Origin of the sequence: Shewanella woodyi ATCC 51908 (assembly GCF_000019525.1) — a bacterium.
Taxonomy (GTDB): Bacteria; Pseudomonadota; Gammaproteobacteria; order Enterobacterales; family Shewanellaceae; genus Shewanella; species Shewanella woodyi.
This window is the reverse complement of record NC_010506.1, coordinates 1335774-1356396: the sequence shown is the minus strand read 5'-3', so window position 1 is coordinate 1356396 and position 20623 is coordinate 1335774. Positions and strand designations below refer to the sequence as shown.

Sequence of the window (20623 nt, the reverse complement as noted above, 5' to 3'; positions counted from 1 at the left end):
CTAAAGTAGAAAAAGACATTATGAATAATGGGGCTGATTTCATGAGTTCATATCAACATATATTGGGCGTATTCTCTCCATACCTTTCCTCCCAACACGCCTTAATTAAGGCACTAATTCTGGCCGATAAATCAAAATCTAAACTGACATTGATACAGCTAACGACACCCAAATTTAATTTTATGAAAAGTACCAACAACTCCACCGATATGCAGCCCTTAGCCGAAAATGAAGATCTAATTTTCCAATATCAAAACCTAGGGTTAGAGATCGAAATAAAAGAGGTAAAGAGTAACTCAGTCTCAACAGAGGTATTAGCTGAAGTTGAACAAGCTCAATACGATCTTGTTATCGTTAATTACAAACATCACCACCCCATTTTTCACGAGTTTTTCTTCGCCGAGGAGTGGAGCTTGCTGAGACAGAAACAGATCTCAGTCATGCTAGTCGGTGATAAACAGTGGCAGCATGAGGGCAATATTTTAACAGCAATAGAGACGGACGATACCAGCGAACAACACATAAACTTTAATAAAAAATTGCTTGATGATAGTGAGGAGATAGCCAGCTTATTAGACAATAACATTCATCTCATTAACTGCTTTCACAATAACAACTTAAGCATGGAAGTAAGCATTTCCAACTCAACAGTTAACCATCGAGATACTAAAGCACAACACTGGCTTGATTTAATAGACTCAGCTCAAGACTACGATCTAGAGGATGAACAGCTGCACCTGATAGAGGGACTCCCTGATCATATTATTCCAACCATTGCAGAACAATATCATGTCAATATGGTAATAGTTGGCGCAAGTGAACATCAAGGCTGGTTAAGCCAACTCAAAGGCCACACCAGCGAACAAATCATAGATCAACTCCACTGTGACATCTTGGCTATCAAGCCAACACTTTAGCCCCAACCTCATGTGCTAAACAGAGCTAAATAGTGCGTACCTGCTATCCTTATATCTATGGTATAAAGCTTTATAGGTCGAATATGATTATGCCTGCAACTGCATTCTTTTTTATAGACTCCTTTCAATACTCAAATGGTAGGGTAGAGGCTGTTAGGTTTGGTACAAACCTTGCCAACTCTTACCGTTATTTAGCTCGAACTTTCCTCATCCCCCCCCATAGCGAACATTAAGTTATGGATAATCAAAATAAAAAACAGTCAACAAATGTTACGTTCGCAGAGAGTAAGCTGCATCGCTTATCTCATGCGATTTGTGGAGCAGATATTGGCATTTGGGAGTTTACGCCACACACGCAGGAGTGCTACTTCTCACCTAAGCTAAAAAAGTTAATTGGTCTACCTATTGATCACCCTCTCACCTTAAATGAGTTGAGAGAAAGAACGAGTCACACTTATCAGCATCACTTTAATATCTTTGATTCAGAGAATCTCACATTAGGTACTCAATGTAATTTCGATTTTAAGATTAAGATTGCGGAGACTGAACGCTGGTTTGAGTTAAGGAGTGAGGTTTTCCTCAATGAAGAGAATCAATGCACGATAACAGGCTCCTTAACTGACAGAACTCAAGAAAAAGAAGCGCTTACAGCTTTAAATCTTGCCATTGAAGCAAGAGATAATGCTCTAGATGCAGGAGATATTGGAAACTGGCAAGCCGAGCTAAACAGTGAGAATGAATGGATTTGGAGTTGGGACAACCGAGCTAATAAGATGTTTGCTCTACAGCCAGAAGATATCGGCAATATAGATAGATGGGTCCAGCATCTTCATCCAGACGATAAAGAGCCCGCAATTGACGCGATACAACACTGTTTAGTAACAGGTGAGATCTATAATGAACAATATAGATCTGTACTCCCTGATGGAGAGGTTATTTACGTACATGCTAGAGCTAAGATAGGAAGAGATGATCAAAATAGAATATGTCGTATCGATGGAGTCTGCGTCAACCAGACACCATTCTTTAATATTCAAGCCAAACTACAAGAAGCCAATGACCAAGCAGAAGCTAGGGTAAAAGCCCGAACTTTAGAGCTACAACAAGCTAAAGAGAGAGCCGAGCAAGCGAATCAAACAAAGAGTAGCTTTCTCTCGATGATGAGCCATGAATTAAGAACCCCTATGAATGCGGTATTGGGCTCTTTAGATCTACTTTCACTATCAAAGCAGACTCCTGAGTCAAGAGATCTTATCGAAACGGCAACCACTTCGGCAAAAAACCTCATATTTATCTTAAATGATATCTTAGATATCAACAAGATAGAAGCAGGGAAGATGCAGTTAGAGCAGCGAGATTTCTCTATTACTGAGGTAATAGATAATGTGGTCCAAATATATTATCCCCTAGCAAACGGTAAGAGAATAAAGCTAGATGTCACAGAGGATCCCACAATACCTAAGTATCTAGAGGGCGATGCAGTGAAGGTACGCCAGATAATCTTTAACCTATTAGGAAACGCATTAAAGTTCACCTCCACTACAACTGAAAAACAGGGAGAAGTACAGCTAAACATTAATATTGTTGAGCACAATAGCATTATCTATAAAGTTGCATTTTCAATCGTAGATAATGGTATCGGCATAGAAAAAGAGACACAAAAAAAATTATTTACCCCCTTCATTCAGGCTCAACGTTCAACGACACGAGAATATGGGGGGACAGGCTTAGGTTTAGCCATCTGTGGAAACCTAGCACAACTGATGGGAGGGGAGATAGCACTAACAAGTTGCCCTAATGAAGGCTCTACTTTCAAAGTAGAACTGCCATTCTGGCGTTCTAAGCAGCATACCGATGAGCCAATATACCAATTGGAAGGCACCAAAATTGCACTTTTAAATATAGATGAGACTCACAATACTCAAGAGTTAATCATACAGCACCTAGAAAGCGAAGGAGCACGTATAGAGGTACTAGAATCTGAAAAGCAGCTGTCTTCGGCCAAAGAGTATGACACTCTCCTCATCCTTGTCAGCTCCCATCAGCACTTTGCGCAGCTCAAAAACATTCAACATAAGCTTTCAGATAGTAGTCACCTGCTAGTTGCCACTTGTAGAGATGAAATCAGCACATTGCGCCAAATACTTCCTCAGACAGCAATACTGCCACTTCACCCGATGACTCGACTACAACTTATTAACTCAATACATAGATCCATGGACAATGAACTATGCTTAGACTTAGATGACTTAGATGACTTAGATGACTTAGATCTTGAGCAGCTCTCAATTGAGGAAGTAACTCAACCCCTACCCGATAAAGCAGGGATCTTAGTGGTTGAAGACAACCCCCTCAATCAGAAATTGATCCTTAAGCAGCTTTCGACCTTAGGGTATAGCTGTGACCTGGCTCATGATGGACTCGATGGCATAGAACATTGGAAGAGTGCCGATTACAAACTAGTCTTAACAGACTGTCATATGCCAAACCTTGATGGTTATGACATGACAAAAAAAATCAGAGAACTAGAGGAAGAAAGTGGAAAACAAGCAACACCCATAGTGGCAGTCACAGGTGCTGCAATGACTGGAGACGCAGAGCACTGCTTATCAACGGGTATGAACGACTTCGTCAGTAAACCATTAATTTTAGAAGACTTAAAGAAAGTTGTTGAAAAGTGGTATGTGAATGATTGAGCCGAATCTGAAAGTATTAAACAAAGATATTATGTTAGATCTTATTGGTGATGATCCGGTGATGATAAGGCAATTTGGAATTGACTTCCTAAAGCAGGCTAAAGAGTCATTACAAAAGATAATTCTTATGTATAACCAAAACTCCTTCACAGCTGTAAAAGAGGAGGCTCATTACTTAAAAACATCAGCGGCAGCGGTTGGCGCAGAGCAGACATCGCACCTGCTTAAAGCACTGGAAGTTTCAGGGGAAGTTGGAGACAAACAACAATGCAAACATTTGATTTTAGAAATAAAGTCATCATTAAAACAAGTTCATGGAGCCATTATAGATGACAGCTCAACCAACTCCAGCATGCCGCCATCCCAAGGTGATAATGCTCTATGACAATGAAGACGATATTCTAGGAGCTGCAAGCATTATCGCTGAGCAAGTTGATGAGTATCGAACTCTTCTTGTGGACAAGACCATTGGTGCTCAAATAAAAGAGTATCGTCCATCGGTCATCTTACTCGCCTTAAGTAGTGTCCAAAAAAGTATTGAGCTCTACACTGAAATTATTACAGAACAAAGCCTAGACTACCCTCATCATAGTATTTTGCTCTGTAAAAACCGTGAATCAAGTGCTGCATTTCGATGTTGTATAAAAGGGCTATTTGATAACTATTTTGTCTACCAGCCCTTATATGAAAAGTTCCGCCTTAAAATGATTGTTCATAATGGGCTTCTTATTAGTCAGGCAACCAGCCAGTACATAGGATTTCAGGACGAACAGCTCGAAAGTCTTGAGGAAGATCTGGAAACCCTTATTGATGAGGGAGGGGCATGCAAGCACTCACTGCTTAACTCTATTGCAGACTGTAAAAAAAGCTTAGCAACATCAAGCACAGAAGATCCTGCTAACTCAGTTTCAGAGCAGCTACTCCAAAAAATAAATGAAACTCATATTGAACCTCTTCTAGCCGAATTAGAGGGGAACATTAAAGCTGGTCTAGATAATATGATTAACCAGCTACTAGTCAAGCAGGTTGGTATAAAAGAGCTTGAAAACAGAGTCGCTGAGATGAATAAAACAGCCATACCTGATCAACAAAGCATTCTAGAGGCACTCTCAACTACAGCTAGCACGCTAACCAATGAAAAATCTGCAAAAGATAGAATAAAAATTCTGGTGGTTGAGGACAATCAGCTATACCGAGATATGCTAGTCAACATACTAAAAAAGGAAAATTTTGATGTTGATGAAGCTGCTGACGGTTTAAATGCACTACAAAAAATTAAGAGGACACAATACGCGCTTGTTCTAATGGATCTCTTTATGCCTAACTTAGACGGGATAAATACAACAAAACAGATAAAGGCGATAAATGGCAATAAATCACTTCCGGTCATTGCGTTAACGGGTAACAAAAATAAAGATCTCATCAAAACCTGGGCCGAACAAGGGTTAAAAGGTTACATCCTTAAGCCTTCAACTAAGAACGAGATCCTTGAAGCCGTCAATAAAGTACTTAGTTAGCATATTGTAATGTATCGATAATGCCACCGAGCCCAGTTCACTACCGGACAAAAAATGCAATAACCAAGCTAAAGAAACTACAGCTGCTATGATTAGCAATAGGATTGTTTCATGGAGTACAAAAGGATATGTACGAAGACTCATCGATTAACCTTACCCCATTTCCTATCATGGTCTGCAATAAAGATGGATGCATCTTATATGTCAATTCAAATTTCCAAAATGAGTTCGACATAGCCAATAGCAAGCTATCAGGTGCTTTGGCACATACCTGCTTTCAAATCTTTAAAGACAGAGATAACAACAGCCACTCTCAATTTCAACAACAGCTTACCTCCCAATGTAATTTTTTCTCCTTCTTATCTCTTAATGGTAAGAACATTTGCGTCAATGTCTCCATTAATAAAAGCCCTCTTAACCGTGATGACTACTGGCTCATTATTAGTAGATGTCGGGAGTGCAGTGTAAAAAAATATAGAACAAACAATAAACTAGATCGTATAAACCATGCGATTAAGGGTGCGAGCATTGGTCTTTGGGAATTAGAACCTCTCCAAAATCAAAGTTATTTCTCCTCAACCTTTAAACAACTGCTCGGTCTTGGCTTAGAGTTCGAACTCAACTGGTTTTCCTTTCTCAGTATGCTGCCACCACAAGAGCAAAATAAACTTGATACTTTTCAAAATCATAAACTGGATATTGGTGAGAGTTTTGATATAGAGATCCAAATGAAAGTTGGAGAGGATGACAAGTGGTTCAAGCTCAATGGAGAGGTCATTCTCAAACAGAATAATCACACTAGTATTACAGGCTCTCTTATAGATTGTACTCTAGAAAAAGCCCGCCTACTGACACTACAAAAAGCAAACCTCGAGCTAAAATCGAGTGCTAAGCAGCGTTCTTTGGAATTTAAAAGTGCTAAAGAGTTCGCCAAAAAAGCAAGCCAAACTCAAAGTGAGTTTCTCTCAATGATGAATCATGAACTTCGTACTCCAATGAATGCTGTAATAGGCTCACTCGATCTTCTCCGTCTAAGTAAACAATCATCTGAATCGATGGAGTTAATCGAAACGGCCACTAGTTCAGCAACCAATCTCATGAATATTCTCAATGATATTCTGGATATCAATAAGATTGAATCAGGTAAAATGCAACTAGAACATAGCCCCTTTTCCATTAATGAAACAATCGACGGCTTAGTCAAAAGCTTCCTACCTAGCGCACAGAAAAAACAGATACAACTCAATATTAAAGAGAGCTCAATGGTACCAAGCCAAGTTATAGGGGATGAAAAAAAGACTAGGCGAGTTCTATATAATTTAATAAGCAATGCCATCAAGTTTACCGATCTCAAGTGCACACAGGGAAGAGTCAATCTAAACTGTGAAGTATCGCAACAGAGTGAAGAGCTTCTCTATATAAAACTGACTATCGAAGATAACGGTATTGGGATAAATGAATCAGATCAAAGCAAATTATTCGCACCATTTACTCAAGCACAAAAGTCGGTAACCAGAGAATATGGCGGCACGGGCCTAGGGCTGCCCATCTGTAGAAGTCTCGTTCAACAGATGGGGGGAAAGATAACCCTGACAAGTAAAGAGGGGGTAGGATCTACATTCACTGTTGAACTGCCTTTTTCATTAATAGAGACTGAACAAGTCCAACCAAAGCTCAACACCTATAACATAGGAGTGATCACTCAAGGCCAAAATCTAGAATTAGGTAAAACCATCATTAAGCAGTTGGAGAGTGAAGGAGCCCGCGTTAAATCCGTTAATATAGAGGAGTTAGATATAGCCCTTATCAACTATGATCTTTTATTGCTTATTCCTGATTCATTGTCTAATTCACAAACTTTACTTCAGCAGCTTTACCAAAAACAGGAGCAAGCAAGAAAATTCTTGATTGCTATTCCAAGAGGTGAACTTCCTCAGGCTCGCAAACTCATCCCTCACAAACATATACTTCCAGTTGAACCTATGACCAAGATTCAACTCCTTGAGTCAGTAAAATCTGTCATTGAAGAGCAGGAACTAAATTTAGATTTAGAGCTAGAACTTGGATTAAATGAGTTAACTTTTGATGACATCGAAATTGACTTAAAGAGCAATCAAATACCCACCACCTTGGCTGATATTCTTGTTGTCGAAGATAACCCCCTTAACCAAAAATTAATTGTAAAACAGCTCAGTAAGTTAGGTTATCAATGCGACCTTGCCGATGATGGCATTGGTGGTATTGAGAACTGGAAAAATATGGATTACAAGTTAATTTTAACCGATTGTCATATGCCAAACCTTGACGGCTACAGTATGACAAAGCAAATCAGGGAATTAGAGGAGAAAAGTGATAAAAAGAAAGTGCCAATTATCGCCATAACTGGTGCAGCGATGAGCGGCGATGCCGAACGCTGCTACTCTATGGGTATGAACGACTTTGTAAGTAAGCCTATTATTTTAAAAGATTTAAAGAAAGTTATGGATATCTGGTACGAAAAAGCAACCTAAGCGACAAATGATAAATCAGAGGACATGAAACCTTACAGGTCATCAACCAACATGAGCTGATGACCCAGCTAAAATAATCAGAGCCAAGTTTTCAAAGCCCATGTTTAACCAGTTACAACTTGTTGGCGCTGCTGTTCGTTCCCCATGGCCAATAGTTTAGGTGACTCAGATTGAGACAGTGAGAAATCACTCTTCCCCCCCCAGCCAAACCAATCAATATCAATTAATGACTGAGCAATAGGGCCACCTAAGGTATTTCCAGGCCCAAGTACAATCAACTTATCGGGGGCAAACTCCTTAACTGCAACATGTACAGCCTTGGTAAAATCATAAGTTTGAGTCACCTGCGCCCCTAAAGTGTAACTCCTTAATTTTGCAATATCGGTACTTTGAGGAGTCCAGATCCCCCCCTCACCATCAATCAATGGCACTGAGGGCTTACTGAATAATATTTCCCCAAGAGATGCCAAACCACGCATAGATATATCACCCAGAAGCGGAGAGTGAAAAGCGCCATGATTATAGAGTCGCATTGGATAGCGATCATCTATATTAGGAAGAGTTGACTCGAGTCGTTTTAATCCCGCCTCATTACCAGCCAAGACTCGATAACCCCCCAATAGAATTGAGGTATAAACTTGGCATCCAACTTCATCATTAACTTGTTCAATTGCTTTGTCGATTAAATCCCTTTGGGTTTTATCCTGTTTCCACTCCTCATCCATCTCTGGGTAGATAAGCTGGCCACCAATAAGCCCTGCTTGCATCATAGAGCCCATGGTATTTATCACATCAATTGCTCCATCGCTATCTAATGCACCAACGCAAGCGAGTGCTATGTACCAGCCCATGGAGTTTCCTGTCACGGCAACGATTTCATACTTCTCGGTGTCGATATCCATAAAATCGGCCATGGCACAGGCGTAGATTAATGCCGATGCATTTTCACCTGCCGTATGCAGTTTAAACGAATACTTGTCACGTCCATCAAGGGCGTAAATGCTCTCTTGTTGCAGCGGCTTTCTATAGGCATCGATCCCTTCAATAAAGGCTAGTTTGTCGCTGTGAAGAGAATGAAGATACCCCAACTCCTCCTTGTTATAGCAACCTCTTCCTGGTGCAATAACCACAACTCTTTCTCTCTTATTTCCATCAAAACTTGTCTCAACACTCATATCTTCACAGCGCCTCTTTTAGTAGAGCTTGGTTTAGCTCTTTACCTATCAAGTTCATTGCAGCTTCAATGATGCTCTCTTTAGACGGCAGTGGTAGCGTCGCGGCATCAGCCAGTGGAATGAAACAATCATCAGCGGTTAATCTAGCAATTGGCGGACAAGCCTCTCTTAACGCCTCAGCAAAACCAGTCATTAACGCTTCACTGATAGAACCAGTCTTACGACACTCATCAACAATTAAAATATGTTTGCACTCTTTCGCTTGCGCGACTATCCCATCAATATTCAATGGGGCGAGCCAACGAATATCGATAACTCTGACCTTTAACCCAGTTTCCATTAATACCTTTTGCGCCTGACGACTCAAGTAGTAGCCATTGGCATAGCTGATAATACAGAGCTCATCGCCCCTCCCCTCTGTGGTTATATCACCCAGTGCCAGAGGCGTTGAGTCTTGTTCAGGAATATAATCACTCGCCCATAATCCATCCCCTGTTTCATGCAGATCTTTGGTCATATACAGCGCTATAGGCTCGAGAAAAATCACCACCCTTTGCTCTTCATGGGCAAGCCTGACACTCTCTCTTAACATGGCTACCGCATCAGCACCGTTTGATGGGCAGGCGATAATTAACCCTGGAATATCTCTGAAAACAGCGAACGAGTTATCGTTATGAAAATGGCCACCAAACCCCTTTTGATAACCAAGGCCTGCAATACGGATCACCATAGGATTGGTAAACTGTCCATCGGAGAAGAAGGGAAGTGTCGCCGCTTCTCCTCGAATTTGATCTTCGGCGTTATGCACATAAGCAAGAAATTGGATCTCTGGGATAGGCAAGATACCGTTATGAGCCATACCAATGCCTAAACCCAAAATAGAGGTTTCATCCAGCAAGGTATTGATCACTCGGTTAGGCCCAAAGCGTTCCACCAGCCGGGAGGTCACATGATATACCCCCCCTTTTTTACCCACATCTTCACCACAGACCACAATATTGTCTAAGCGCGCCATCAACTCTGTTAGGGCTAAGTTCAATAGCTTGCCCATATGCAGTGGCTTACTTAGAGCCAGTTTATCCGCTTTAAACAGCTCTCCTCGACTGAGCTCATCTAAACAGGGTTTATCGCTAACATTACGCTTTTGGGGAACGATTGAAGCCATCGCCTGCTCAATAGTTTGCAACTTAGGTCTAGTTACGGCCATCTTAGCGATCGCTTCAACGCGCAGCTTCATGGATTCATAGAGGGCAACAATCTGCTTTGAGTTCATCAAACGGGCTTCTATGAGCTGCTGAGCCGTCACAATTAACGGGTCTTGGGCCTCATTTTCAAAAATGTGCTCCTTCTTCATATAGGCTATCTCGGCATCGCTACCCGCATGGCCCATTAAGCGAACGGTTCTAACGTGAAGAAATACCGGCTTTCTATGCACTCTTGCGTAATCAGCCGCTTCCCTGCTCACCTTATAGGTATCTAAAATATCCCTACCGTCACAGTAAAAATATTTAAGGGAGGCACGTTGACTAAAGCTCGCCGCGATCCAACCTTTAGGAGTCCGTGTGGAGATCCCGATGCCATTATCTTCACAAATAAACACCAGCGGCAGTGGAACCTGCTGATATGCAGCCCAACAGGCTGAGTTAATGGCACTCTGTGCACTGGCATGATTGGCGGATGCATCACCAAAATTACATAGCACAACACTGTCTGATGGCATCTCTGAGGCAAGCTCTAACCTCTGAGTCAAAGGAATACTCAAAGCTGCTCCCACCGCTTTGGGTAAATGGGAGGCAATAGTCGATGTTTGTGGTGGAATATTTAGCCGTTTGCTTCCGAGCACCTTATGACGACCACCTGAGGTTGGGTCGTCACTGGAGGCAGCAAAAGATAGCAACATATCGTAGAGAATCGTTTCACCGCTGAGTTGACGACTCCGCTCTATCATAAAGGCGCCACTTCGATAGTGCAGAAAAGCCATATCCGTCGGTCTAAATGTGAGTCCGTAAGCGGCATTACCCTCATGACCAGAACTGCCGATAGTATAGAACCCTTGATTTCTCGCCCGCATCTTACGAGACTCGAGATCAAGTAAGCGACTCTTAAGTTGAGACTCAAACATGCCGATAAAGTCACTATCTGACAGACCCAGTTTTCGATGATCCCAGCCCTCACCGATATCACTAAAATCTTGCTTGTTGACTCGCTCAATAAAACTTCTATCTAACGCGACCGCCCTATCTTCCATAATGCTTATTCACCCCATGACTAACAACGAAGATAGTTAACCAAGAGGCTAATCATCATCAATATTTCAAGTAAAGAATCCACCTTCTGAAGAAGGTGGCTTTGTATTAGCCCCCTAAAAGGGGGCGTTATCTACTTCAAATCTAATTGCGGCTGCTCCTGTTTTTCAACCTTTTCTTGATGCCTTACATATCTTCGAATCACTTCCTCATTAATCCCCACTGTGTCAACAAAGTAACCTCTTTGCCAAAAGTGATTTCCCCATAGCTTATTTTTCCGAAGATACGGATACTTGCTAAACATTTTCAAAGCAATTTTACCTTTTAAAGCACCCATCAACTTTGAAATCGATAGCTTCGGAGGAACTTTGATAACCAGATGTACATGGTCTATTTGTACATTCAACTCTACAACCACACACCCTAACTGCTCACTATAGACATGAATACATCGGTAAACATCTTTTCCTAACTTATTCTTTAAAATCCTAAACCTATACTTAGGTGTCCAAACTATGTGATATTGACATCGCCAATACACATGCGATGCTTTCTCATATCTACTCATGTTTTTTATCCTCTATTACTTCGCTAAAAGTTAGAGTTCAATTAACATGAGTAGATATTCAGGCAAAGCCTAATTGATGATAACCACCTACTGAAGTAGGTGGTTTAGGGCTGAAAACAAAAAAGGAGCCTTAGGCTCCTTAATATTCACGTTAACTAAAAGCCTGAATCCCTGTCTGGGCACGACCTAAAATAAGGGCATGAATATCGTGAGTCCCTTCATAGGTATTCACCGCTTCTAGGTTCATCACATGGCGAATGATATGGAACTCGTCTGAGATACCGTTGCCTCCATGCATATCACGAGACATACGGGCGATATCTAACGCTTTACCGCATGAGTTTCTTTTAATTAATGAGATAGCTTCAACAGGTAGGGCTTCTTGATCCATTAACCGTCCCGCTTGTAAACAGGCAAACAGACCCGTCGTTATTTCAGTTTGCATGTCCGCTAGCTTCTTTTGGATAAGCTGATTGGCAGCCAATGGACGGTTAAATTGAACTCTGTCTAAGGTATACTGACGCGCACCATGCCAGCAAAACTCGGCAGCGCCAAGTGCTCCCCAGGCAATACCATACCTAGCTTTATTTAAACAGCCAAATGGCCCTTGTAACCCCTCAGCATTGGGCATTAATGCTGACTCTGGGACCTCAACATTATCCATCACGATCTCACCGGTCACCGATGCTCGCAGTGAAAACTTACCCTCAATTTTAGGAGCGCTTAACCCTTTCATCCCTTTTTCTAGAATGAAGCCGCGGATCTTACCCTCCAATTTAGCCCAGACAATAAACACATCGGCAATCGGTGAGTTAGTGATCCACATCTTGGCACCATTAAGCCTATAGCCTCCATCGATACGCTCTGCACGAGTCTTCATGCCACCAGGATCTGAGCCCACATCAGGCTCTGTTAGGCCAAAGCAGCCTACCCACTCACCTGTAGCTAACTTAGGCAGGTATTTCACTCTCTGCTCCTCGCTGCCATAGGCATATATCGGGTACATCACCAAAGAGGATTGCACACTCATGGCTGAACGATAACCACTGTCAACACGCTCAATTTCACGCGCTACTAGCCCATAGCTAACATAATTGACATTCGAGCAGCCATATTTTTCAGGCAAGGTCGCACCAAGTAGGCCCATCTCACCAAGCTCATTCATGATCTCCCGATCAAAATGCTCCTCGCGATTAGCCATTAACACCCGACTCATCAGCTTATCCTGAGCATAATCATATACACTGTCGCGTATCATTCTCTCCTCATCAGAGAGTAAAGCGTTTAGCTGTAAAGGGTCTGTCCAGTCAAAATGCACTCGCGCCATGATGTTATCCTTAATTAGGGCAAAATTATTCACAATCGTTATTGGTTACCATAAGCATAAATTAGCTTTAGGAAAAATAGTCTTTTTCTTTATCATCCATAGATTTTGCCTATGGGGTCATCTATTGAGTAAAGCTTGATAAAGCGGTAAATACAACATAAAGACAAAAACCAACACGGTTAAATATCAACCCAAAAACATAATTACAACCAAGCGGCAACACCTTAAAAGCACTAACCTTGCCCATGTATCACTTTGCATCAAAATACACAAAACTTCTGCCTAACACTCTTTGATGATGTTACTCTGTTACTTGATATGTTAATTCTGTAATAAGTATATAAACGGTGTCATGAACAGGCTAAAACTGCTCTTCCTCAGCGCTATTTTTATCCCCTTCCTCTCCTGGGGTGATATAGACGTACCCTGTGAAAATGATCTTGAATGCATTGAGGTTGGTCAATGGGATCTTGGTATTGCATTTGGTTATGGCGAGCGCAGCAATCCCCTGAAAGATTACTCTGACATACCTATCTATTTAGTGCCGACCTTTGCTTATTACGGTGATAGCTGGTTTTTCGATAATGGAAATATAGGGTACACCTTAGTGGAAGAGGAGAGGTATACACTGAACCTTTCCACCAGTTTCAGTACCGACAGCGCTTACTTTCAACGTTGGGATCCGTCGAATATATTTCTAGCTGGCTCCAATAAGTTTGAAGCTAACTCAATCGCAGCAAATGGGCGAACTCTCCTCATGAGTGATGAGCCTGAGCCCGACGTCGGCCCTCTAGAGAAACGTAGGTTTACTTACTTAGGTGGCCTTGATGCATTTATCTATACTCGAGCGGGTATCATCAACTTATCAGTCGCCCACGATATGCTAAATGTGCACCAGGGCACCGAAGCCAGATTAAAATGGCTCTATAATTTTCCTGTTCAAAATTGGAACTTCGAATTTGCACTGAGATTAGACTGGAAAAGTGAAGAGGTCGTAGATTACTATTACGGCGTTAGAGAGAGTGAGAGTCCCTATTGGAATCAAGCTTACCAAGCTAAATCAGCATTAAATGTAGGGATTGAATTGACTACCCATTACGTCATGACTCAGCACTGGGATCTCATATTTTTAGCCCGATACACTCAAATTGCCGATGAAATAGCCAATAGTCCGCTACTAGATCAAGACCATACCAGTACTTTTTATCTTGGTACAAGTTATAGGTTTTAAGGGTGCAAATTACCAAGTTCATAACACTCTTACTCCTGCTCCTCTTCATCGTGGGCAGTAGTCAGATATTTGCAGATGAAGCAGATGAGTTAGGCGCCAAGCTCATGGTTGCACCGGAGTTTTGCATCACTTCAGGTGATCAACTTACCTGTGAGCTCAAGGTACTTCTTGAGTGGCAAAATCAGCAACCAAGAGCTATCTGCATTTTATCTGATTATGAAGGCATGGCTAAGTGGTGCTCAGAAGACGATAAAGTAAATTCGTTAAGTTTGAATGTAAGCACAACTGAAGACATTCAATTTGTAATGATAGATAAAGAAACACATGAAACCCTCGCTGGGGTAAAACTTAAAGTCACACAGACTGCAGAGCCCAAAGTGAGAAGACGCTACCGTAACCCTTGGAGTTTATTCTAATGACAGACCCTCAATCGACCCATAGAGTCTTACTGGTAGAGGACGATATTCGCCTTGCCAACTTGATTGTGGATTATTTAAAGTCCCATGGAATGCACGTTGAAGTTGAGCGTCGCGGTGACACAGTGCTAACTCGCCTGATTAACTATAAACCAGATATTATACTGCTGGATATTATGCTACCAGGAATGGATGGACTCACATTATGTGAGAAATTACCCGACTACTTTGCCGGCCCCATCTTATTGATGAGTGCATTAGGTTCAAACGAAGATCAGATCAAAGGTTTAGAGCTAGGTGCCGACGACTATGTCGTTAAACCTGTCGATCCCGCTCTGCTTATCGCCAGAATTAATAACCTTTTACGCCGTACTGCTAAGCCGCCGAAAGTTGAATCTCACTGCTTGTCATTCGGTAAGCTGAGCATAGACCCTCACACTCAGGCTATTAGACTTGGCGACCTTGAAGTGGATCTAACCAGTCATGAGTTTGAACTACTTTGGCTATTGGCATCTCAAGCAGGACAGGTATTAAGCAGGCAATATATCTACCAATATCTGTTGAATATCGACTTCGATGGTAAAGACAGAAAGATAGATGTCAGAGTCTCAAGACTAAGAAAGAAGCTGGGCGACAACATAGAAACCCCGTTCAGAATTAAAACTGTTTGGGGCCAAGGTTACCTATTTGCACCAGAAGCTTGGACAACCTAACTCAGAATCTCAATTTAACTGCGTATTAATGGAATAATCGATTGAAACGACTTTTTATCAGTCTATACCTGCTTATCAGTTTAAGCATCTTAGGAATTGGCTGGACACTCGATAATATTTGGCAGAACAATGTCGAAGATAGCGGTGCAATGGATGCACCGCTCATTGCGCTGGCACAGCTTCTAGGAAAATTGCCTGAGCAGGAGCGGCTCGATTATTTAAAGCAGATAGATCACTCCCCGAACTACCCCCTTGAACTTGTAGACTCAAGTCAAATAGCTCTGTCAGATCATAGCGCCCTGACCGACAACAGTGTACTTATTACCACAGTAAGCGATCATTTCGAGCTACATTTTATCAAGGTTAATAACCAAATTTTGGTCGCAGGCCCAATTGAGATAGATCCCAGAGCTAGACTACGTAAGCTTTTTACCCTCTTGTTCTACCTCTCTTTAGGGCTTATAGCCCTTATCTGGGTATGGCCACTCTCAAGAGATTTAAAGACGCTGCGTAATGCGACTCAGGAGTTTGGACAAGCAAAGTGGGACACCCAGATAGAGCTATCTCCCAGATCGCAAGTTCTCCCCTTAGCCACAACCTTTAATGAGATGGCGAAGCAGATAAGTAGCCTCATAGAGAGTCAAAAGCACTTATCAAATGCGGTATCCCATGAGATCCGCACCCCTCTTGCTAGACTCAAATTTGCCTTAGCTTTAATGCCGCAGTATTGCCAGCCTGACTCAGATGAGCAACGCAGAACCGAGTTTCTCGAAGAGATGAAACTTGATGTAAAAGAGATGGAGAACCTGCTTCAGGAGCTACTCACCTACGCCAGTCTGGAGTCTCAACAAAAAGAGGTCAACCTTGAACATTGCGATCTCACGGCTTTGACTTTGCAAACAATTAAACGCCTCTCATCACAAAGTACACCACCAATTCATTTCAATAAGGGAGCGCAACCAGCCTATATAATGGGCGATCCCTCACTGATTGAAAGAGCAATACAGAACCTCATTACCAATGCCCAGCGATTTGCCCAAGATGCCATCGATATAAAGATTGAACAAAATAAACAGCTTGTCACTCTTAGTGTCACCAATGATGGACCAGGGATCCCAAAGGAAGATCAAGCTAAAATTTTTGAGCCTTTCTACCGCAGTAAGTCTGTACAAAATGGCAATAAAGGCCATGGTTTAGGTCTCGCCATCATTAAGCGGATAATGGAGCGACATCAAGGAGAGGTTGAGCTTATCAGCTCAGAAGAGAAAACCAGTTTTATTCTAACTTGGCCTAATCCTAAGTAAGACCAAGCAGTATAAATTATTCGAGAGTAAAGTCATCATTCGATAAACTAGGCTCTTCTGGATCGCTTGCTTCAAAATCAAAAGAAGGATTGAGATCCGCACGTTCCTGCAATAACTGGGCTTTTCTCGCCTTCAAAATTGCCAGTTGGCGACGACGTTTTCTCTGCTTACAGAGACGAATCACATCGTATTTTTTCGCATCTGAAAACTCCAGCCAATTAAAACGCTCATCCCGATTACGTAAACATCCTTTGCAATAACCTCGAGCGTCAGTTTGACATACACCGATACAGGGGCTCTGAATTTCAAAAAACTCTAACTGTTCCATCAAATGTTTGCCTCCTGATAAGTATGAAAGATGTTTAACAATAATCATTATCTTAAACATAACTGATTTGTATTGAGCTGGCTAATTGCAATAGCAAGGAAAACACTTGCATCTGACTAGATAACAGATCAAATTGGTATCCTGTCTCCCAGTTTAGGAAACCATGATGAAACCTTTAAAATTCACAGGCCTCCTTTTTTCAGCGCTTCTCCTAACAGCTTGTAGCAGCACACCAAAGAGTGACTATGATATTGATTATGACTTTAGCCAACTCAATACCTTTTTCGAGCAAGCACCAGCTGAGTCTAACGATCCGCTCAGTGCATCAAGGATACAAACCGCAATCACAGGCACACTGTTAGATAAAGGGTTTAGACGAGATGAGGAGCAGGCCGACTTCCATGTCACGTTTGGATACCGAATTGATGATAAGCCCAAAGATTCAGGTCTCTCAATTGGACTTGGAACGGGTACATGGGGCAGTGGCGGCGGAGTTAGTGTCGGCACAAGCGTAGGGGTGCCAATTGGCAGCGACACAGCCAAGATCCAAACGATTCAAATTGATATTCTTGACCCTCTCACCAATCGACTAATTTGGCGAGGAACTGACAGCTTTGACTATGATTCCGGTGGAGAGCAGAAAGCGGCAGCAACCCAAGCCACGGTGAGAAAAATCCTCAATCAATTTCCACCAGAGAAGTAACCTACAAGTCATAACCAAAAAGGGAGATCTCAAGATCTCCCCATCACCACCTAGTCATATGAACTGCCGTATAACACAGCAAGGTCATAAAACTGTCGTCAAACAGCCACAATATAGCATTAGATTAATCCGCTTAATGAAGGTCTAACAGACCATTGCAGTATCACTAAATGGAAACCTCAACATGCGTATCAAACAGATCCGTCTATCCGCCATTCTCATCACATTCACTTGCAGCGCCCTGCTCATAGGGTGTCACGATAATGGTAAAAATGAGCCAAGAGTACCTGCTCAACTTGGCCCCAGACCGCTTTTCTTAGTAAACCAGATGCAAGATAGTGAACTTAAAACCGCTCTTGAACAATGCAGTGGCAACACGTTTTATCGCACCGACTTCTCCATTGGCCACCGCGGCGCAGCCATGCAATTTGCAGAGCATACTAAAGAGTCCTACCAAGCAGCTATCGACTCTGGCGCAGGTATTGTCGAGTGTGACGTGACTTTTACAGCCGACAAAGCATTAGTCTGTCGTCACTCCCAATGCGATCTGGCTACTACGACCAATATCTTATCTATCCCAGAACTGGCAAGCCAATGCTCAGTTCCCTTTACACCTGCCGATCCAACCAATGGTGTACAAGCCAGTGCCAAATGCTGTACAAGCGATATCACCCTCGCTCAATTTAAGACCCTTAAAGGCAAGATGGATGGTGCAAACCCAGACGCAACAACAGTAGAGGAGTATATGGCAGGCACAGCAGATTGGCGTACAGATCTCTATTCTGGTAATGGCACCTTAATGACCCATGCACAGAGCATAGAGATGTTCAAAGCTGCTGGCGTTAAGATGACTCCTGAGCTGAAATCACCAGAAGTTCAGATGCCATTTGATGGCTTCACTCAACTGGAGTACGCCCAAAAAATGCTAGACGAATACATTGCTGCCGATATTCCCCCATCACAGGTATTTCCTCAATCTTTTGAGCTTGAAGATATTCAATATTGGATAGCCAATTCACCGGAATTTGCCAATCAAGCTGTATTTCTCGACGACAGGTACGATGATGTCGGTTTCGATCCCCAAAACCCTGACACATGGTCGCCCTCTATGGATGAGCTAAAAAACCAAGGTGTCGAGTATATCGCTCCACCACTTTGGGTCTTAGTCACGCTAGATAATGAACATAAACTTGTGCCCTCTGAGTACGCCAAAGCAGCAAATATGGCCCAGCTTAATATCATAACTTGGACACTTGAGCGCTCAGGCTTATTGATAAACGGTGGCGGTTGGTACTATCAGAGCATCACTGATGCCATTGACAATGAAGGTGATGCCTTCGAATTATTAGACATGCTAACCAAAGATGTTGGGGTTAAAGGGGTGTTTTCCGACTGGCCAGCAACCGTTACCTACTATGCTAACTGCATGGGGATTTAACCCTTAAAAATAGAGGAGATAGCCAACATAGGCTAACTCCTCGATTCATGCTAACAGCTACTTATGGGCATTGACTGTTCTACCTGATGCCCACTTTCGTAGTGCATCAAGTTTTTCACGCATCACCACCGAGAGCGGCCTTGTTTTCATTAGCTCATCGATTAACAGCCCCTGATCCAGTGTGAGCTCTGATGCTCTGGCAGTATAGATTGCGGAGATTATCGCTTGCTCTATCTCTGCACCGGAGAAGCCTTGACTGGCATTGGAAAGCTCAGCCAGATTAAATTTGCTCAGATCCAGACCACGACGTTTAGCATGAATAAGAAAGATAGCCTTGCGGATCTCATCATCAGGCAGGTCTACAAAGAAGATCTCATCCATTCGTCCCTTACGCATTAATTCTGGCGGCAGCGCCGAGATATCATTGGCTGTCGCCACCATAAACACTTGTGACTTTCGCTCTGCCATCCAAGTCAAAATGGTGCCTAAAATCCGCGTTGATACACCATCGTCACTACTTCCACCACCCAAGCCTTTCTCTATCTCATCAATCCAAAGCACACAGGGAGACATTAAATCCGCAAGCTCTAAGGCATGACGCAAGTTCTTCTCTGTTTCACCTATGTATTTATTATAGAGCGCCGACATATCCAGTCGCAGTAGTGGTCTCTGCCACATCCCTGCAACCGCTTTAGCAGCTAAACTCTTACCGCTTCCCTGTACACCAAGTAATAGGATACCTTTTGGTTGGTCTTCAAGGTTCTGAGTGCATGTTGAAGGAGTTCTGTGTTTCAACCACTGCTTCAAATTATGTAAACCCGCCACCTGGGAGAAGTCACTGGTGTCATATTCAAACTGCAGTATACCTTCCATATCAAGCAGTTCAAATTTCCCCTTATTAACCATATCGATATCTGAGTGAGTAATAGCACCATCGTCAACTATGGCTTTGTGCGCTAGGCGACGAGCATCGTCAAAGGTTAAACCTTTTAGGTTTTCAGCAAGCTTAAGCACTGCCGAGTCATCGACATCAAGCATTACACCTTCAGCCCTAACCTTATCAACTTGCTCATAGATCAAGTTCTGAAGTTGTGCTCCATTGGGCAGAGATAACCTAAAGTGAGCACAGTAACGCTTAATCTCCGGCGGGATCTCAAATGCATGACTAACCAAGACAAGAGTATGCTTGAGCGACTCATACTCAAGAGCTATCTCTTTAAGCAGACGTACATTTTTAGGGGCATTCTCTACAAATGGATGAAAGTCACATAACACATAGATCCCCTGCTGATCTGTGGACTTTATCTGACCTAAGATATCGGCAGGCTCACAGTTAAACTTCTGCACACCCATCGCCCTATCAACCCGAGTTAGCCCTTGAGTAATGCTCCAACTAAAGAGTGGCTGATAAAGCACACTCGATACTTTTTTTAGCAACTCAATGGCGCGGTGCTCCTCATAAGTTTCAATGACAACAATGGGGGTATTTGATCTTAAAACAGAGGTTAAATCTCTGATATCTTGCATCTTCACG

Annotated in this window: 17 protein-coding genes; 11 read left to right on the top strand and 6 right to left on the bottom strand. The window is 42.5% G+C overall.

Translation table 11 applies throughout. The features are described 5' to 3' along the window. Positions 1 to 41: 41 nt before the first annotated feature. The 5 genes from SWOO_RS05295 to SWOO_RS05275 all read left to right on the top strand — a co-directional run bounded on the left by SWOO_RS05295 (position 42) and on the right by SWOO_RS05275 (position 7640). A complete protein-coding gene (locus tag SWOO_RS05295; RefSeq protein WP_195742860.1) occupies positions 42 to 917 on the top strand; it encodes a universal stress protein in 876 nt (291 codons plus the stop codon). Positions 918 to 1153: 236 nt separating this feature from the next. Beyond that, positions 1154 to 3613, top strand: a complete 2460-nt coding sequence (locus SWOO_RS05290; protein ID WP_012323679.1) for a PAS domain-containing hybrid sensor histidine kinase/response regulator — start codon at positions 1154 to 1156, stop codon at positions 3611 to 3613. Beyond that, on the top strand, positions 3606 to 3998 hold the full coding sequence (locus tag SWOO_RS05285; protein WP_012323678.1) for an Hpt domain-containing protein: 393 nt from the start codon (positions 3606 to 3608) through the stop codon (positions 3996 to 3998). The genes SWOO_RS05290 and SWOO_RS05285 overlap by 8 nt, the downstream gene beginning before the upstream one ends. Next, positions 3943 to 5130 carry a response regulator gene (locus SWOO_RS05280; protein ID WP_041417507.1) on the top strand — a complete coding sequence of 396 codons (1188 nt, stop codon included), beginning with the start codon at positions 3943 to 3945 and terminating at the stop codon, positions 5128 to 5130. Before SWOO_RS05285 ends, SWOO_RS05280 begins: the two co-directional genes overlap by 56 nt. A 128-nt stretch (positions 5131 to 5258) precedes the next feature. Next, on the top strand, positions 5259 to 7640 hold the full coding sequence (locus SWOO_RS05275; RefSeq protein WP_012323676.1) for an ATP-binding protein: 2382 nt from the start codon (positions 5259 to 5261) through the stop codon (positions 7638 to 7640). Between the two features lie 104 nt (positions 7641 to 7744). On the opposite strand, the gene SWOO_RS05270 is transcribed toward SWOO_RS05275, so the two are convergent. The 4 genes from SWOO_RS05270 to SWOO_RS05255 form a co-directional block, all read right to left on the bottom strand. Continuing rightward, on the bottom strand, positions 7745 to 8815 hold the full coding sequence (locus tag SWOO_RS05270) for an ACP S-malonyltransferase (protein ID WP_012323675.1): 1071 nt from the start codon (positions 8813 to 8815) through the stop codon (positions 7745 to 7747). Between the two features lie 4 nt (positions 8816 to 8819). Further along, on the bottom strand, positions 8820 to 11063 hold the full coding sequence (locus SWOO_RS05265) for a dehydrogenase E1 component subunit alpha/beta (protein WP_012323674.1): 2244 nt from the start codon (positions 11061 to 11063) through the stop codon (positions 8820 to 8822). Between the two features lie 131 nt (positions 11064 to 11194). Beyond that, positions 11195 to 11629: an IS200/IS605-like element ISShwo2 family transposase gene (gene tnpA / locus SWOO_RS05260; RefSeq protein WP_012323117.1), complete on the bottom strand. Its 435-nt coding sequence runs from the start codon at positions 11627 to 11629 to the stop codon at positions 11195 to 11197. 151 nt (positions 11630 to 11780) lie between these two features. Next, positions 11781 to 12956: an acyl-CoA dehydrogenase gene (locus tag SWOO_RS05255; RefSeq protein WP_012323673.1), complete on the bottom strand. Its 1176-nt coding sequence runs from the start codon at positions 12954 to 12956 to the stop codon at positions 11781 to 11783. 352 nt (positions 12957 to 13308) lie between these two features. Between SWOO_RS05255 and SWOO_RS05250 the strand changes: the two genes are divergently transcribed. Genes SWOO_RS05250 through SWOO_RS05235 form a run of 4 tightly spaced genes read left to right on the top strand, consistent with a single transcriptional unit; the run spans position 13309 to position 16620 of the window. Beyond that, on the top strand, positions 13309 to 14187 hold the full coding sequence (locus tag SWOO_RS05250; protein WP_012323672.1) for a MipA/OmpV family protein: 879 nt from the start codon (positions 13309 to 13311) through the stop codon (positions 14185 to 14187). Positions 14188 to 14189: 2 nt separating this feature from the next. Next, positions 14190 to 14603, top strand: coding sequence for a DUF3019 domain-containing protein (locus SWOO_RS05245; RefSeq protein WP_012323671.1), 414 nt, complete (start codon positions 14190 to 14192; stop codon positions 14601 to 14603). Continuing rightward, entirely contained in the window at positions 14603 to 15316 is a 714-nt protein-coding gene (locus SWOO_RS05240; RefSeq protein WP_012323670.1) for a response regulator, read from the top strand. The genes SWOO_RS05245 and SWOO_RS05240 overlap by 1 nt, the downstream gene beginning before the upstream one ends. A 41-nt stretch (positions 15317 to 15357) precedes the next feature. Further along, positions 15358 to 16620, top strand: coding sequence for an ATP-binding protein (locus SWOO_RS05235; protein ID WP_012323669.1), 1263 nt, complete (start codon positions 15358 to 15360; stop codon positions 16618 to 16620). A gap of 16 nt (positions 16621 to 16636) precedes the next feature. Here SWOO_RS05235 and SWOO_RS05230 read toward each other — a convergent pair whose 3' ends face one another. Then, positions 16637 to 16948, bottom strand: coding sequence for a DUF1289 domain-containing protein (locus tag SWOO_RS05230; RefSeq protein ID WP_012323668.1), 312 nt, complete (start codon positions 16946 to 16948; stop codon positions 16637 to 16639). 163 nt (positions 16949 to 17111) lie between these two features. On the opposite strand from SWOO_RS05230, the gene SWOO_RS05225 reads away from it, so the two are divergent. Together SWOO_RS05225 and SWOO_RS05220 are read left to right on the top strand one after the other, a co-directional pair. Then, the gene (locus tag SWOO_RS05225; RefSeq protein ID WP_012323667.1) at positions 17112 to 17651 is read left to right on the top strand and encodes a DUF4136 domain-containing protein; all 540 of its coding nucleotides are present in this window, start codon (positions 17112 to 17114) and stop codon (positions 17649 to 17651) included. 184 nt (positions 17652 to 17835) lie between these two features. Further along, the gene (locus SWOO_RS05220) at positions 17836 to 19089 is read left to right on the top strand and encodes a glycerophosphodiester phosphodiesterase family protein (RefSeq protein WP_012323666.1); all 1254 of its coding nucleotides are present in this window, start codon (positions 17836 to 17838) and stop codon (positions 19087 to 19089) included. Between the two features lie 57 nt (positions 19090 to 19146). On the opposite strand, the gene SWOO_RS05215 is transcribed toward SWOO_RS05220, so the two are convergent. Beyond that, entirely contained in the window at positions 19147 to 20616 is a 1470-nt protein-coding gene (locus SWOO_RS05215; RefSeq protein ID WP_012323665.1) for an AAA family ATPase, read from the bottom strand. Positions 20617 to 20623: the final 7 nt, after the last annotated feature.